This is a genomic window from Streptomyces sp. NPDC058741 (genome assembly GCF_042746715.1).
Lineage (GTDB): Bacteria > Actinomycetota > Actinomycetes > Streptomycetales > Streptomycetaceae > Streptomyces.
Map to the genome: position 1 here is coordinate 100,639 of NZ_JBHYQH010000014.1, position 14,642 is coordinate 115,280.

Annotated in this window: 11 protein-coding genes and 1 pseudogene; 7 read left to right on the forward strand and 5 right to left on the reverse strand. The window is 73.1% G+C overall.

What is annotated here, in order from left to right; translation table 11 throughout:
- Window positions 1–118: 118 nt before the first annotated feature.
- A complete protein-coding gene (locus tag ACFW6P_RS14485) occupies window positions 119–1,174 on the reverse strand; it encodes a DUF2637 domain-containing protein (protein ID WP_386347968.1) in 1,056 nt (351 codons plus the stop codon).
- Between the two features lie 304 nt (window positions 1,175–1,478).
- Entirely contained in the window at window positions 1,479–2,330 is an 852-nt protein-coding gene (locus ACFW6P_RS14490) for a (2Fe-2S)-binding protein (RefSeq protein ID WP_386423791.1), read from the reverse strand.
- Window positions 2,331–2,519: 189 nt separating this feature from the next.
- On the opposite strand from ACFW6P_RS14490, the gene ACFW6P_RS14495 reads away from it, so the two are divergent.
- On the forward strand, window positions 2,520–3,272 hold the full coding sequence (locus tag ACFW6P_RS14495) for a GntR family transcriptional regulator (protein ID WP_386347974.1): 753 nt from the start codon (window positions 2,520–2,522) through the stop codon (window positions 3,270–3,272).
- A gap of 457 nt (window positions 3,273–3,729) precedes the next feature.
- On the opposite strand, the gene ACFW6P_RS14500 is transcribed toward ACFW6P_RS14495, so the two are convergent.
- Window positions 3,730–4,509, reverse strand: a complete 780-nt coding sequence (locus ACFW6P_RS14500; protein WP_386423793.1) for a hypothetical protein — start codon at window positions 4,507–4,509, stop codon at window positions 3,730–3,732.
- 137 nt (window positions 4,510–4,646) lie between these two features.
- Window positions 4,647–6,305: a PucR family transcriptional regulator gene (locus ACFW6P_RS14505; protein WP_386347979.1), complete on the reverse strand. Its 1,659-nt coding sequence runs from the start codon at window positions 6,303–6,305 to the stop codon at window positions 4,647–4,649.
- A 377-nt stretch (window positions 6,306–6,682) separates the two neighbouring features.
- Here ACFW6P_RS14505 and ACFW6P_RS14510 point away from each other — a divergent pair, with 377 nt between their 5' ends.
- The 5 genes from ACFW6P_RS14510 to ACFW6P_RS14530 all read left to right on the forward strand — a co-directional run bounded on the left by ACFW6P_RS14510 (window position 6,683) and on the right by ACFW6P_RS14530 (window position 13,418).
- Window positions 6,683–7,573, forward strand: a complete 891-nt coding sequence (locus ACFW6P_RS14510) for an FAD binding domain-containing protein (RefSeq protein ID WP_386347981.1) — start codon at window positions 6,683–6,685, stop codon at window positions 7,571–7,573.
- Window positions 7,573–8,154, forward strand: coding sequence for a (2Fe-2S)-binding protein (locus ACFW6P_RS14515; RefSeq protein ID WP_386423795.1), 582 nt, complete (start codon window positions 7,573–7,575; stop codon window positions 8,152–8,154). The genes ACFW6P_RS14510 and ACFW6P_RS14515 overlap by 1 nt, the downstream gene beginning before the upstream one ends.
- Window positions 8,155–8,156: 2 nt before the next feature.
- Window positions 8,157–10,544, forward strand: a complete 2,388-nt coding sequence (locus ACFW6P_RS14520) for a xanthine dehydrogenase family protein molybdopterin-binding subunit (RefSeq protein ID WP_386347987.1) — start codon at window positions 8,157–8,159, stop codon at window positions 10,542–10,544.
- Window positions 10,545–10,761: 217 nt separating this feature from the next.
- Window positions 10,762–12,219 carry an NCS2 family permease gene (locus tag ACFW6P_RS14525; protein WP_386347990.1) on the forward strand — a complete coding sequence of 486 codons (1,458 nt, stop codon included), beginning with the start codon at window positions 10,762–10,764 and terminating at the stop codon, window positions 12,217–12,219.
- A 47-nt stretch (window positions 12,220–12,266) separates the two neighbouring features.
- Entirely contained in the window at window positions 12,267–13,418 is a 1,152-nt protein-coding gene (locus ACFW6P_RS14530; RefSeq protein WP_386423796.1) for an XdhC family protein, read from the forward strand.
- A 34-nt stretch (window positions 13,419–13,452) separates the two neighbouring features.
- On the opposite strand, the gene ACFW6P_RS14535 is transcribed toward ACFW6P_RS14530, so the two are convergent.
- On the reverse strand, window positions 13,453–13,893 hold the full coding sequence (locus ACFW6P_RS14535) for an SRPBCC family protein (protein ID WP_386347996.1): 441 nt from the start codon (window positions 13,891–13,893) through the stop codon (window positions 13,453–13,455).
- A gap of 480 nt (window positions 13,894–14,373) precedes the next feature.
- On the opposite strand from ACFW6P_RS14535, the pseudogene ACFW6P_RS14540 reads away from it, so the two are divergent.
- Window positions 14,374–14,642, forward strand: a pseudogene (locus ACFW6P_RS14540) (NAD-dependent epimerase/dehydratase family protein); the annotation flags it as partial.

A 14,642-nucleotide genomic window follows, 5' to 3' on the forward strand; every position in this document is an offset into this window, starting at 1 on the left:
GGCGGCCCCCTGGGTGGGGTCTGGGCGTGGGGTTGCGGGGGGGGCGCGGGGGCGGGGTCACCCGCGGGGGGGCGGGCCCGCCCGCCCCCCCCCCCTCCGTGTGCCGGTGCCCATCGGGCTAACCGAACTGCTGCTCGAGGTCCTTGAGCTTGCGCTCCAGGGAGTCCAGCCGCGGCAGCGCCATGGTGTCGTCCTCCGCGGTGAGGTCGACGGTCACGGGGTCAGACCCTTTGCGGACCGGCTGAAGGGAGGGACGCGAGCGGACGGGCAGGGCCTCCGGCGCCGATATGGCAGGCTCCGCGGAGACCGGTGAGGAACCGCGCTCCACCTGCACCTCCATCTGCCGGCTGCCGCCCTCTCCTCCGCCTCCGCGGCCGAGGTAGCCGCGGTGGCCGCGGCTGATCGCCTTCAGCTGAGCCCGCTCCACCCGCTGCTGGTCGCGGCGCCGCTGCCGGGCCTCGTCCTTCTTGCGCTTGTCGTCGCGCACCTCGTCGACCGCCTCGTCCAGGCTGCGCACGTTCTCCAGCAGCATCAGCGACCAGGCCCTGTACGTCTCCCTGGGGGCCCGCAGCCAGCGCACGATGCGGATCTGCGGCAGCGGGCGCGGCACCAGGCCCTGCTCGCGCAGGGCGGCCCGGCGGGTCTGCTTCAGCGCGCGGTCGAAGAGCACCGCCGCCGAGAGGGACATGCCCGCGAAGAAGTGGGGGGCGCCCGCGTGGCCGAGTCCCCGGGGCGCGTGCACCCAGTTGAACCAGGCCGCGGCGAGGGCGAACGTCCAGACCAGTATCCGGGAGCCGAGCGCGGCGTCACCGTGGCTGGCCTCGCGCACCGCGAGCACGGAGCAGAACATCGCGGCACCGTCCAGGCCGAACGGGACGAGGTACTGCCAGCCGTCGGTCAGGCCGAGGTTCTGCTCGCCGAAGCCGACCAGGCCGTGGAAGGAGAGGGCGGCCGCGACGGCCGCGCAGCAGAACAGCAGGACGTAGGAAACGGTGCCGTAGAGGGCTTCCTTGCGTCTGCGGCGCTCCTCGCTGCGCTCCCAGGAATCGTCCGCGCTCGTGTCCTTGACCGAGGAACGCTTGCCGCGCGCGAGCACCGCCACCGCCGCCAGCATGCCCAGGAGGAGTACGGCGCCCGGAAGCAGCCAGTTCAGCGATATGTCGGTCAGTCTCATCTGGGTGGTCCCTTGCATTGGGATAGGGCGTGACGCCCGCCATGGTGGCCCAATCCCGACGGCCCTCAGGGGGTTTCGGGGCAAGAGGCCGCCCAGGAGGTGCAAGGGAAATGCCCAGGGCGGCGTTCTGCTCGAACTGCCGCTTGAGGGGCGGGAGTTGAGTTCGAATAAGACTACCTGTACGAGTGGTTCTCCGGAAAGTTCCCGTGACAGGTGAGGAGGATGTGAAGCGCCTGTGGGTGTGTGGGGACACCGTGGCGCGACGATCTTACGGGACGGTCGGAGTCACGTTGTTGACGGCCCGTCAACTCGCGTTCGCCAGCGCCCGGGTGACCCGGTCGGCGTCGCAGGTGCGCGGGCAGGTGGCACAGGTGTCCTGCGGGCGCAGCGTGTAGAACATGCAGCAGCTCACGCGGTCCCGGGTGCGCAGGGGCTCACCGGCGGGCCCGGTCAGCTCGCGGAACGCCGCCGTGCCGACGTACGGCTTCGTCGCGCCCGGCAGGAGCAGCTCCAGCTCGCGCATCGCGCGCCGCTCCTCGATCTCCCCGAGCAGCTGGGCGACGTACCACAGGCCCTCGACGATCTCGTCCGTCGCCATGCCCCACAGGGCCCGGCCGCGGCGGCGCATCCGCGGGCCGAAGCCGGCCAGGACCGGCTCCAGGTGTTCGGCCACCGCGGCCCGCACCTCCGCGCGCAGGGCCTCCTCGTCCGGGACGACCCGGGCGCCGGGCAGCGCGGCGGCCTCGTCGCCGGGCAGGCAGGCGAAGCCGGCCGGGCGGACGGCCAGGTGCCCGAGGGGGTGGCCCGGGGCGGCGCGGTCGTACGAGACGTGCGTCAGGGGGTAGCGGGGGACCCGGCGCTCCAGGAACCACGGCACGGTGAACAGCAGGCACGCGGGCCAGGCGTAGCGGTGCAGGCCGAAGCTCGCGACGACGTCGGGGCGGGCCTGCTGGGCGTAGTCGCGCCGGATCTGCGCCTCGTCCCAGGCGAGGTACGCGTCCAGCGCGGGGCCGGCGGCGGCCAGGTCCGCTGCCGTGACGTGGCGGCCGTCGGCAGGGGCCTGCTCACCGGGAGCCGGTTCGGTGACGGCGAGCCCCGGGAGGACCCCGGCCAGGCGGGCGTAGGCGCCGGAGACGGCCGAACGGGGCACGGGCATGCGATCACCGATCCACGTCTGGGGGGAAGAGGCCACCGAGGGCGGGGCTCTAAAGGTAAGCCTAACCTAACTGATGATCCTCGGGATTTGAACTGGCGGCCGAGACGCTTAGGGTGCTTGACGGCCGAGTGACAAGCCGCCGTAATGACCCCAAGTGCCGCAAGTACCGACACGTCCCGAGGAGGACCCTTGAAGCAGGGCGCGCAGGGCCCCGCCGGGACGGGGGCCGGGCAGGCCCCCCGGGTGCCTCGGCAGCCCGGACCGGTGCGGGGCGAGCACATGCACTGCGAGCCGGTCGCTCCCCCCGTGCGGCCGGTCGTCCAGCGGGCCTCCGTGCGCGGGCAGATCCTGGACGCGCTGCGGGCCGCTCTCGTGGCGGGTGACCTGCGGCCCGGGGAGGTGTATTCGGCGCCGGTGCTCGGGGAGCGGTTCGGGGTGTCGGCGACGCCCGTGCGGGAGGCCATGCAGCAGCTGGCCCTCGAAGGGGCCGTCGAGGTGGTGCCGAACCGGGGGTTCCGGGTCGTCCGGCGGGGGGTTCGGGAGCTCGCGGAGCTGGCGGAGGTGCGGGCGCTGATCGAGGTGCCGGTGATGCTGCGGCTGGCCCGTACGGTGCCGGCCGAACGCTGGGCGGCGCTCCGGCCGGTCGCCGAGGCGACGGTCCGTGCGGCGTCCTCCGGCTGCCGTGCCACCTACGCGGAGGCGGACCGGGGGTTCCATCGGGCGGTGCTGTCCCTGGCCGGGAACGAGCAGCTGGTCAAGATCGCGGACGATCTGCACCGGCGGGCGCAGTGGCCGCTGGTCGGGGGCGGTCCTGGGGTGCGGGGGCGGGCCGATCTGGTGGCGGACGCGCATGAGCACACGGCCCTGCTGGACGCGCTGATCGCGCGGGATCTCGAGGTGGTGCGGGTGTTGGTGGGGGAGCACTTCGCGGGCGCGGGGTGAGGCCGCGGGGGTGGGGTGCCTGCGGGGGTCTGTGGCCGGTTCGGTGGGGGTGCCTGCGGCCTCGGGCCGCGTGGGTGGGTGCCTGCTGCTTTCCGCGGCCGGTTCGGTGGGGGTCCGCGGGGTTGTCGGGTGGGTCGTGGTGTGGTGGGTGCCTGCGGGGGTCTGTGGCCGGTTCGGTGGGGGTGCCTGCGGCCTCGTGCCGCGTGGGTGGGTGCCTGCGGCTTTCCGCGGCCGGTTCGGTGGGGGTGCGCGTCGCGCCTGCCCGCTTTGTGGGGCGGGGGCGCGCCGGGGAGTGTCCGTCCTCGGATCGGCGCGACGGAGTTGAGTGACGGCTGACTGGCGCTGACGCGCCGGCCGCTGCGGGCGGGCGGCCCCCCGGCACGTCCCCTTGTGCCGTGCGGGCGCGGCGTGGCTTGCCCGTGAGTCACGCCCCTCCCTGGGGGCTCACCGGAGGCCCTCAAGCCGTCGCGGGCGGCGGTGCCGGGGTCAGTCGGCGGGCCAGCCACGTGGGGACTCCGTCGAGAAGGCGGAACAACCGCCGGGCCTCCTCCCGGAGCCGGGACGCCTCCGGCTCCGTCTCCGCGTCGGCCAGGGACACCAGGGCGGGGGCCGTGCCCACGAGGTAGCCCAGTTCCTCGCGGATGCGCAGGGACTCGGCGAAACCGTGCCGGGCCTCGGCCAACTCGCCGTCGCGCAGGGCGAGTCCGGCGAGGTGGCGCCAGGTGAAGGAGAGCAGCAGCGGGTTGGCGTGGGCCGTCGCGCCCGCGTGGGCGCGACGGTAGGCCGCCCGGGCCGCCTGGGGCGCGCTCGTCAGGTTCTCCGCCACCAGCCCCCGGCGGAAGTCCAGCACGGCCCGCTGCGGAGCCCCCGGAGGGACCAGTGCCGCCGCCCTGCCCAGGGCGGCCCGCGCCTCGTCGGCCCGGTCCCGCACCGCGAGGATCGTCGACGCGTAGGCCAAGTACCCGCGTTCACAGGCGGCCGCGCCGCGCTCGTCGTCGCTGTGGGCCAGTGCCTCGGCCGTGCGCAGCGCGTCCTCGGCCTCCTCCCAGCCCCGCTCGGTGTAGAGGCACCGTTCGACCAGCAACGACGCGCGTTGCAGCGCCGCCGCGGGAGTGGTCGGCAGCAGCAGTGCGGCCGCGTCGGCCCAGCATCCGCGGGAGCGCAGCCGCCATACCGCGGTCTGGAGGGGATCGTCACCTGCGGTCGTTCCGTTACCAGACATGGCGGTATGCGCCACGTTGCCCTCCCCGAGCACGCCATCGAGCTGTTGAGTCGTGGCGGCATCTCAGCACGAATCGCGGCGTCGGGCCAAGAGGGTGGGTGAAGGAATTCACAAAGTCGTCTTCCTCCGACCGGGCCGGGACGTCCTTCGTCTCAGCTCATGCGCAGGGCCAGGAAGAAGTCCAGCTTGTCCTCCAGGCGCGACAGGTCACGACTCGTCAACTGCTCGATTCGGCCGACTCGGTAGCGCAGCGTGTTGACGTGCAGGTGCAGCCGGGTGGCGCAGCGGGTCCAGGAGCCGTCGCAGGCGAGGAAGGCCTCCAGGGTGGGGATCAGTTCGGCGCGGTGCCGGCGGTCGTAGTCGCGCAGGGGGTCCAGGAGGCGGGCGGTGAAGGCGCGGCGGACGTCGTCGGGCACGAAGGGGAGCAGCAGGACGTGGGAGGCGAGCTCCTGGTGGCCCGCGGCGCAGACCCGGCCCGGGCGGGCCGCGGCCACGCGCCGGGCGTGGCGGGCCTCCTCCAGCGCGCCGCGCAGGCCCTCCGCCGAGTGGACCGCCGCGCTGACGCCCAGGGTGAGGCGGCCGTCCCCGTCGAGGCCGGCCGTGAGCGGGTCCCGTACCGACTCCAGGAGCGCGTCCGCCAGGACCCCGGTCTCCGAGCCGTCGTGCTCCACCGCGACGGCGGGCAGCGGGACCAGGGCGATCGCCTCGTCGCCGGTGTGCGCGACGGCGATGCGGTCCGAGTGCTCCGGGCCGACGAGGATCTCCTCCAGGAGGGCCTGGGCGACCGGGCCCGTCTCGATCGCGGCACCGTCCCAGTCGACCCGGGCCACGACCGCCTGCCAGTGCGGCGCGGCGCCCAGGCCGGGCAGCAGGACCGGGGCGGCGACCCGCAGGCGGGCGGCGATCTCGGCGGGGGCCGCGCCCGTCTGGACCAGTTCCAGGACCTCCTGGGCGAGACGGCGGCGGACCGTGCGGGCGGCGTCGCGCCGGTCCCGTTCGACGGCGATCAGCTGGGTGACGCCGTACAGCAGGTCGAGGCGCTCCTCGGCCCAGTCCCCGGCGTCCGCCTCGACGGCCAGCAGCCAGTCGGACAGCACCGTCTCGCGGACGTCCCGGGCGGTCTGCGGGGCGCGGCCCGTGGAACGGACCGGGAAGAGCGAGTAGGTGGTGGAGCCCAGGAGGACGCGGTGGGGGCCGCGGCGGCCGGAGCGGGTGGCCGACAGGTGCTCGCCCGCCAGCCGGCCGCACGCCTCCGCGGGCAGGGCGGGTCCCGCGGCCTCGGAGCCGGCGATGAGGCGGCCGGTGGGGGACAGCACCCAGGCCCGCAGGTCCAGGTCGGAGCCGAGCAGGTCCAGCACCACGTCCGGCCCGCCGCCCGCCGGGCCCGAGGTCATCATCCGGCGGTGCCGGTCCACCACCGCCGCGAGGTCCCCGGCCCGCTCGCCGGAGACCTGCCGCACGACGTGCTCGGTGATCGTCGCGAACGCCACCGACTCGTGCACCGCGAACAGCGGCAGGCGATGCCGGGCGCAGGCCGCGACCAGGTCCTCCGGTACGTCGCCCAGCTCGGCCTCGCCCGCGGCCAGGGCCGTCACCCCGGCCTGCACCAGGATCCGGACGAACGGCTCCGAGTCCGCGGCGTCCCGGCGCCAGGCCAGACCGGTGAGGACCAGCTCGCCGCCCGAGAGGTAACGGCTGGGGTCGCGCAGGTCGGTGGTCATCACGCCGCGCACGGTGCGGTCCAGCTCGTCCTGGCCGCCGAGCAGCTTGAGGCCCAGCGCGTCCGTGTCCAGCAGTGCGCGCAGCCGCATTCTCGTCGCCGCCGTTCTGTGTCTCGAAATCTATGGTGGATCTGAAGCATGTACGGAGGGGAACGCCTGACCGGTGGGCCGGTGGGCGAGGCGCGCCGCCCTGGAGCAGGATCCCGACTGTGTCCCAGGTCACGCGGCTGTGTCGCGTGTTTCGACAGGGGAACGAGGAGGTTTCCGAGGGTCTCCGTTCATACGAATCTACAAGATGCCCGTCCTGGCCAGCCAACTCCTTCATGGTTTCCGTGACTGACCCCTTCGGAGCACGGCACTGTGTACTGAGGCCACTACGCGTCAACAGCACAGGACGAGCCGGGACCGCCGCACACGGATTGGCTCAATCTGAACGCCCCACGAGAAGACGAAGAAGAGAGCCGGTCATGGACTTCCTTCGCCCCGCCAGCTGGGAGGAGGCGCTCGTCGCGAAAGCCGAGCACCCCACAGCTGTGCCGATTGCGGGTGGCACCGACGTGATGGTCGAGATCAACTTCGACCACCGCCGGCCCGAGTACCTCATGGACCTGAACCGCATCGGCGACCTCAGCGAGTGGGAGGTCGGTGAGGACAGCGTGCGGCTGGGTGCCTCCGTGCCCTACACGAGGATCATGGAGCACCTGCGCGCCGAACTGCCGGGGCTCGCCCTCGCCTCGCACACGGTCGCCTCCCCGCAGATCCGCAACCGCGGCGGTGTCGGCGGCAACCTCGGCACCGCCTCCCCGGCCGGTGACGCCCACCCCGCCCTGCTCGCCGCGGGCGCCGAGGTGGAGGCCGAGTCGGTGCGCGGGTCCCGCCGCATCCCCATCGACGAGTTCTACACGGGCGTCAAGCGCAACGCCCTGCAGCCCGACGAGCTGATCCGCGCCGTGCACATCAAGAAGGCCGACGGGCCCCAGCAGTTCTCCAAGGTCGGCACCCGCAACGCCATGGTCATCGCCGTGTGCGCCTTCGGCCTGGCGCTGCACCCCGAGACCCGGACCGTGCGCACCGGCATCGGCTCCGCCGCCCCGACCCCCGTCCGGGCGAAGGCCGCCGAGGAGTTCCTGAACGCGGCCCTGGAGGAGGGCGGCTTCTGGGACAACGGGAAGATCGTCACCCCCTCGGTCGCCAAGCAGTTCGCGGACCTGTGCTCCGCCGCCTGCAACCCCATCGACGACGTCCGGGGCACCGCCAGCTACCGCCGCCACGCGGTCGGCGTGATGGCCCGCCGGACACTGACCTGGACCTGGGAGTCCTACCGCGGCACCCGCCGCACCACGGAGGGAGCTGCGTAATGCGCGTCAACTTCACCGTCAACGGACGTCCGCAGGAAGCGGACGACGTCTGGGAGGGCGAGTCCCTGCTCTACGTGCTGCGGGAGCGGCTCGGACTGCCGGGGTCGAAGAACGCCTGCGAGCAGGGCGAGTGCGGCTCGTGCACGGTCCGGCTGGACGGGGTGCCGGTGTGCGCCTGCCTGGTCGCCGCCGGGCAGGCCGAGGGCCGCGAGGTCCTCACCGTCGAGGGCCTCGCCGACCACGCCCGGCAGCGCGCCGAGGGCGGCTGCGCCTCCGGCGCGTGCGGAACCTCATTGCAGGACGCTCGGACGTGGCAGGCCCGGGGCACCGACTCGCAGACCGGCGAGGGGGCCGAACTCTCCCCGATCCAGCAGGCGTTCATCGACGCCGGCGCCGTCCAGTGCGGCTTCTGCACGCCCGGCCTGCTGGTCGCCGCCGACGAGATGCTGGAGCGCAACCCCAACCCGACCGACGCGGACATCCGCGAGGCGCTGTCGGGCAACCTGTGCCGCTGCACCGGCTACGAGAAGATCATGGACGCGGTCCGCCTCGCGGCCGCCCGGCAGGGAGAGGCGGTCTGACCATGGCCTCACCCAGCGGAACGCCCACGAAGATCACCCAGGGCTCCCGGACCAAGGGCGGCATCGGCGAGTCCACGCTCCGGCCGGACGGCGTCCTCAAGGTCACCGGCGAGTTCGCGTACTCGTCCGACATGTGGCACGAGGACATGCTGTGGGGCCAGATCCTGCGCTCCACCGTCGCGCACGCCGAGATCGTCTCCATCGACACCGGCGAGGCCCTGGCGACGCCGGGCGTCTACGCCGTCCTGACGTACGACGACCTGCCGACCGAGGTGAAGAACTACGGCCTGGAGATCCAGGACACCCCGGTCCTCGCCCACGGCAAGGTCCGCCATCACGGCGAGCCCGTCGCGCTCGTCGCCGCCGACCATCCGGAGACCGCCCGCCGGGCGGCGGCGAAGATCAAGGTGGAGTACCGGGAGCTGCCCGTCGTCACCGACGAGGCCTCCGCCACCGCCCCGGACGCGATCCTCGTCCACGAGGACCGCGACGACCATCACAGCGGTCACGTCCCGCACCCGAACATCGTCCACCGCCAGCCGATCGTGCGCGGCGACGTGGCGAGGGCCCGTGAGCGGGCCGACGTGATCGTCGAGGGCGAGTACACCTTCGGCATGCAGGACCAGGCCTTCCTCGGCCCCGAGTCCGGGCTCGCCGTGCCCGAGGAGGACGGCGGCGTCCACCTCTACATCGCCACCCAGTGGCTGCACAGCGACCTGCGGCAGATCGCGCCCGTGCTCGGCCTGCCCGAGGACAAGGTGCGGATGACGCTGTCCGGCGTGGGCGGCGCGTTCGGTGGCCGCGAGGACCTGTCCATGCAGATCCACGCCTGCCTGCTCGCGCTGCGCACCGGCAAGCCCGTCAAGATCGTCTACAACCGCTTCGAGTCCTTCTTCGGGCACGTCCACCGCCACCCCGCCAAGCTGTACTACGAGCACGGGGCCACCAAGGACGGCAAGCTCACCCACATGAAGTGCCGGATCGTCCTCGACGGCGGCGCCTACGCCTCCGCCTCCCCGGCGGTCGTCGGCAACGCCTCCTCGCTGTCGGTCGGCCCGTACGTGGTCGACGACGTCGACATCGAGGCCATCGCCCTCTACACCAACAACCCGCCCTGCGGCGCGATGCGCGGCTTCGGCGCGGTCCAGGCGTGCTTCGCCTACGAGGCGCAGATGGACAAGCTGGCCGCGAGGCTCGGCATGGACCCGGTGGAGTTCCGGCAGCTCAACGCCATGGAGCAGGGCACGATCATGCCGACCGGGCAGCCGGTCGACTCACCCGCCCCGGTCGCCGAACTGCTGCGCCGCGTCAAGGCGATGCCGATGCCGCCGGAGCGCCAGTGGGAGTCCAGCGAGGGCGCCGACGTACGGCAGCTGCCGGGCGGGCTGTCCAACACCACGCACGGCGAAGGCGTCGTGCGCGGGGTCGGCTACGCCGTCGGCATCAAGAACGTCGGCTTCTCCGAGGGCTTCGACGACTACTCCACCGCCAAGGTCCGCATCGAGGTCCGGGGCGGGGAGCCGGTGGCGACCGTCCACACCGCCATGGCGGAGGTCGGGCAGGGCGGTGTCACCGTGCACGCGCAGATCGCCCGCACCGAGCTGGGCGTCACCCAGGTGACCATCCACCCGGCCGACACCCAGGTGGGCAGCGCCGGCTCGACGTCGGCCTCCCGGCAGACGTACGTCACCGGCGGCGCCGTGAAGAACGCCTGCGAGCTCGTCCGCGAGAAGGTGCTGGAGATCGGCCGCCGCAAGTTCGGCTCCTACCACCCCGCCTGGGCGACGGCCGAACTGCTCCTGGAGGGCGGCAAGGTCGTCACCGACGGCGGTGAAGTCCTCGGCGACCTGGCCGACGTCCTCGAAGGCGAGGTCGTGGAGGTCGAGGAGGAGTGGCGGCACCGGCCGACCGAGCCCTTCGACCTGCGCACCGGCCAGGGCAACGGGCACGTGCAGTACTCCTTCGCCGCGCACCGGGCCGTCGTCGAGGTCGACACCGAACTCGGCCTGGTGAAGGTGGTCGAGCTGGCCTGCGCCCAGGACGTCGGCAAGGCCCTCAACCCGCTGTCCGTCGTCGGCCAGATCCAGGGCGGCACCGTCCAGGGCCTGGGCATCGCGGTGATGGAGGAGATCGTCGTCGATCCCCGCACCGCGAAGGTCAGGAACCCGTCCTTCACGGACTACCTGCTGCCGACCATCCTCGACACGCCGACCATCCCGGTCGACGTCCTCGAACTCGCCGACGACCACGCCCCGTACGGGCTGCGCGGCATCGGGGAGGCGCCCACCCTGTCGTCGACCCCGGCGGTCATCGCGGCCATCCGGAACGCGACCGGGCTCGAACTGAACCGGACCCCGGTACGGCCCGAGCACCTCACCGGACAGGGCTAGCACCCAGACCCTCCGGGCGGCGCGACGGAACGTCCACACCCTCCGCGCCGCCCGGGGCACCCGGGCACCGCACCGCTCGCGGTCCCCGAAGGCACAACCCGCTCACTCGTTCGTCTCGGGCCGTCCCCCGGGTCGTGCGGCCACAGCACCATCCCAAATCCCGCACAGCGCCGAGAGCCGTCGCGGGTGCCCCTTTGAACCTTGGGAGCAGGCCCACATGACCCAGCAGTCAGTAGAGCCGAGGACCACAGCCGACGACGCGGGCGAAGGCACCCGCGTCCCGGCCGGACGGTCCTGGCTCGACCGGTACTTCCACATATCCCACCGAGGGTCCACGGTCGCGCGCGAGGTGCGCGGCGGCATCACGACCTTCATGGCGATGGCGTACATCCTCCTGCTCAACCCCCTGATCCTCTCCGGGAAGGACGTGGCCGGGGACACCCTCGCGCAGCAGCCCCTGATCACCGCGACCGCCTTCGCGGCGGCCCTCACCACGCTGCTGATGGGCCTCGTCGGCAAGGTGCCCCTGGCCCTCGCCGCGGGCCTGTCCGTCTCCGGGGTCCTCGCCTCCCAGGTCGCGCCCGAGATGACCTGGCCGCAGGCCATGGGCATGTGCGTGATGTACGGCGTGGTCATCATGCTGCTGGTCGTCACCGGCCTGCGCGAGATGATCATGAACGCGATCCCGCTCGCCCTCAAGCACGGCATCACCATGGGCATCGGCCTGTTCATCGCCCTCATCGGCTTCTACAAGGCCGGCTTCGTGCACCAGGGCAAGGCCACTCCCGTCACCCTCGGCCCGGCGGGCGAACTCGCCGGCTGGCCCGTCCTGCTCTTCGCCGGGACCCTGCTGCTGATCTTCATGCTGCAGGCCCGGAACGTCCCGGGCGCCATCCTCATCGGCATCGTCAGCGGCACGCTCGTGGCCGCGGTGTTCAACACCGCGGGCGTCATCGACCCCAGGCAGTGGGCGGCCGGCGCCCCCGAACTGCACGGCAGCGCCGTGTCGATGCCCGACTTCTCGCTCTTCGGGCACGTCGAGTTCGGCGGCTGGGGCGAGGTCGGCGCGATGACCGTCGGCATGATCGTCTTCACGCTGGTGCTCGCCGGGTTCTTCGACGCGATGGCCACCATCATCGGCGTGGGCACCGAGGCGAGACTCGCCGACGACAAGGGCCGGATGCCGGGCCTGTCCAAGGCCCTGTTCATCGACGGCGCCGGCGGTGCGATCGGCGGTGTCTCGGGCGGCTCCGGCCAGACCGTGTTCATCGAGTCCGCCACGGGCGTCGGCGAGGGCGCGCGCACGGGCCTCGCCTCCGTGGTCACCGGCCTGTTCTTCGCCGCCTGCCTCTTCTTCACCCCGCTCACCGCCATCGTGCCGCAGGAGGTCGCCTCCGCCGCCCTGGTCGTCATCGGCGCGATGATGCTGATGAACGCCCGGCACGTGGACTGGGCCGACCGGGCCACCGCCATCCCGGTGTTCCTCACGGTCGTGCTGATGCCCTTCACGTACACCATCACCACCGGTGTCGCCGCGGGCGTCATCTCCTACGCCGCCATCAAGACCGCCCAGGGCAGGTGGCGCGAGATCGGCGCCTTCATGTGGATCCTCACGGCGGTGTTCCTCGTGTACTTCGCCCTCAACCCGATCGAGGGCTGGCTGGGCGTCCACTGACGCCGAGCCGCAGCCCTTCCGCCGCAGCCACAAGGAGACCGAGACAGATGCTGGACATCGCCGAGGAACTGAACCGGTGGGTCGAGCAGGGCCGTGACTTCGCGGTGGCCACCGTGGTGGCCGTCGGCGGCAGCGCGCCCCGGCAACCAGGCGCCGCGCTCGCGGTGGACACCGACGGCACGGCCGTCGGCTCGGTCTCCGGCGGCTGCGTCGAGGGCGCGGTCTACGAGCTGTGCGAGCAGGCGCTGCGGGACGGCGAGACCGTCCTGGAGCGCTTCGGCTACAGCGACGACGACGCCTTCGCCGTGGGCCTGACCTGCGGCGGCGTCATCGACGTCCTGGTCACCCCGGTCCGGGCCGCCGATCCGGTCCGGCCGGTGGCCGCCCGTGCCCTCACCGCCGCCGCCCGAGGAGAGGCGGCGGCGGTGGCCCGGATCGTCTCGGGCCCGCGCGAACTGACCGGCCGGGCCCTGCTGGTGCGCCCCGACGGCTCCCACGAGGGCGGCTTCGGCGCCCACCCGGAACTGGACCGCACCGTCGCCGCCGAGGCGGGGGCCCTCCTGGACGCCGGCCGCACCGGCACCCTGGAGATCGGTGAACAGGGCTCCCGCTGCGGAGCCCCGCTGACGGTCCTCGTCGAGTCCTCGGTGCCGCCGCCCCGCATGATCGTCTTCGGTGCGATCGACTTCGCCTCCGCACTGGTCCGCGTCGGCGGCTTCCTCGGCTACCACGTCACGGTGTGCGACGCCCGGCCCGTCTTCGCCACCCGGGCCCGCTTCCCCGACGCCGACGAGATCGTCGTCGAGTGGCCCCACCGCTACCTGGAGCGCACGGAGGTCGACGCACGCACGGTCCTGTGCGTGCTCACCCACGACGCCAAGTTCGACGTCCCCCTGCTGGAACTGGCGCTGCGCCTGCCGGTGGCCTACGTCGGTGCCATGGGCTCCCGGCGCACCCACCTGGACCGCCTGGCCCGCCTGCGCGACGCCGGCCTCACCGAGCTGGAGCTCAGCCGGCTGCGCTCGCCGATCGGGCTGGACCTGGGCGCCCGTACGCCCGAGGAGACGGCGTTGTCGATCGCCTCGGAGATCGTCGCCGTGCGGCGCGGGGGGAGCGGGGTCCCGCTGACCGGGGCGCACACGCCGATCCACCACGAGCCGGGGGAGCCGACGGCGGGGCGGATCGGGTCGGTGGCCTGAGGGCCGGCCGTCCGTCCCCGCCGGCGAACTCGGATCAGGCCTGCCTGAGCAGGTGGTTCAGCGCCCGCCCGAACACGTACCGCGCCGACGCCCGGACCACGCCGTCGAGGAACGACGGCACGAGGGGGACCCGGATCTCCTCCCGCCAGAGCACCCGCGCACGGCCGCCCGGCCCGGGCAGCACCTCCAGCTCCGCCCAGCCCCGCACCACCCTGCCCCGCTTCTCCAGCCGGCACATCCCCGGTTCTCCGTCCCGCGGAGGCCGCCACACGGTGACCTCCATCGGGTCGTCGAAGGCGAGCGGCCCGATCCCCGACCGGGCCACGACGCGCGTGCCCTCGCGCGTCGGTGCGGACGGCTCCACGCGGACCCGTGTCAGCGGCACCACGTCTCCGTGCCGCCGCCATAGCGTGATCCGCCGCCAGGCCTCGTCGAGGGGGAGCGGAGGGGTGCGTTCGAGCTGGATGGTCGCCACGGGTCGATGGTAGGGAATCCGAGCAGTGCGGCGGACGTTCGGTGTAAGGCTCACCCACTCGGCCCAGCCGGGCTCACCCCGACTTCCCCTCGCGGCACGGGGCCACCGGTACACCTCGCCCGGTTCAGCCCTGGCCGGCGCCAGCGGCTGAGGCGCCGTCACGAACACGTACCCGTGTGCCTTCAGCGCGGCGATCATCCCCGGCACGGCCGGGACCGTGCCGTCGTGGAGGTCGTGCAGCAGGATGATGCCGTGGTGCCGGTGCCGGAGCAGCCGCTCAGGGCGAGTGTGAGGGCGGCGGCCGCCGCGAGCGTTCCAGCGGTGCGCAACACGGTCCCCGTTTTCTTCGTCTTCTTGGCCGGAGAAGGCATGCCGGGACTGTACACAGCATGTATACGCGGTGTTCATAGGTTTCCGGCCGTCCGCCTGGTTGCACGCGCCTGTGCGTACCCGAGAGCCGAACGACGGGAGGAGAGGGCCGTGAACGGACCTGCCTGGCGCCGGGCCCTGGTGACCGGCGGTGCCGGATTCGTGGGATCCCACCTGTACGCACGCCTGCTCCGCGGCGGCACGCACGTCGTGTGCCTGGACAACCTGGGCACCGGATCCCGCGCGAACGTCGCCGAACTGGAGCGGTGGCCCGGATTCCGCTGCATCCACGGCGACGCCACCGACCCGGCGGTCCGGCGGTCCCTGCCCGCCCGTTCGACCTCGTCCTGCACTTCGCGTGTCCCGCCTCGCCCTGGACC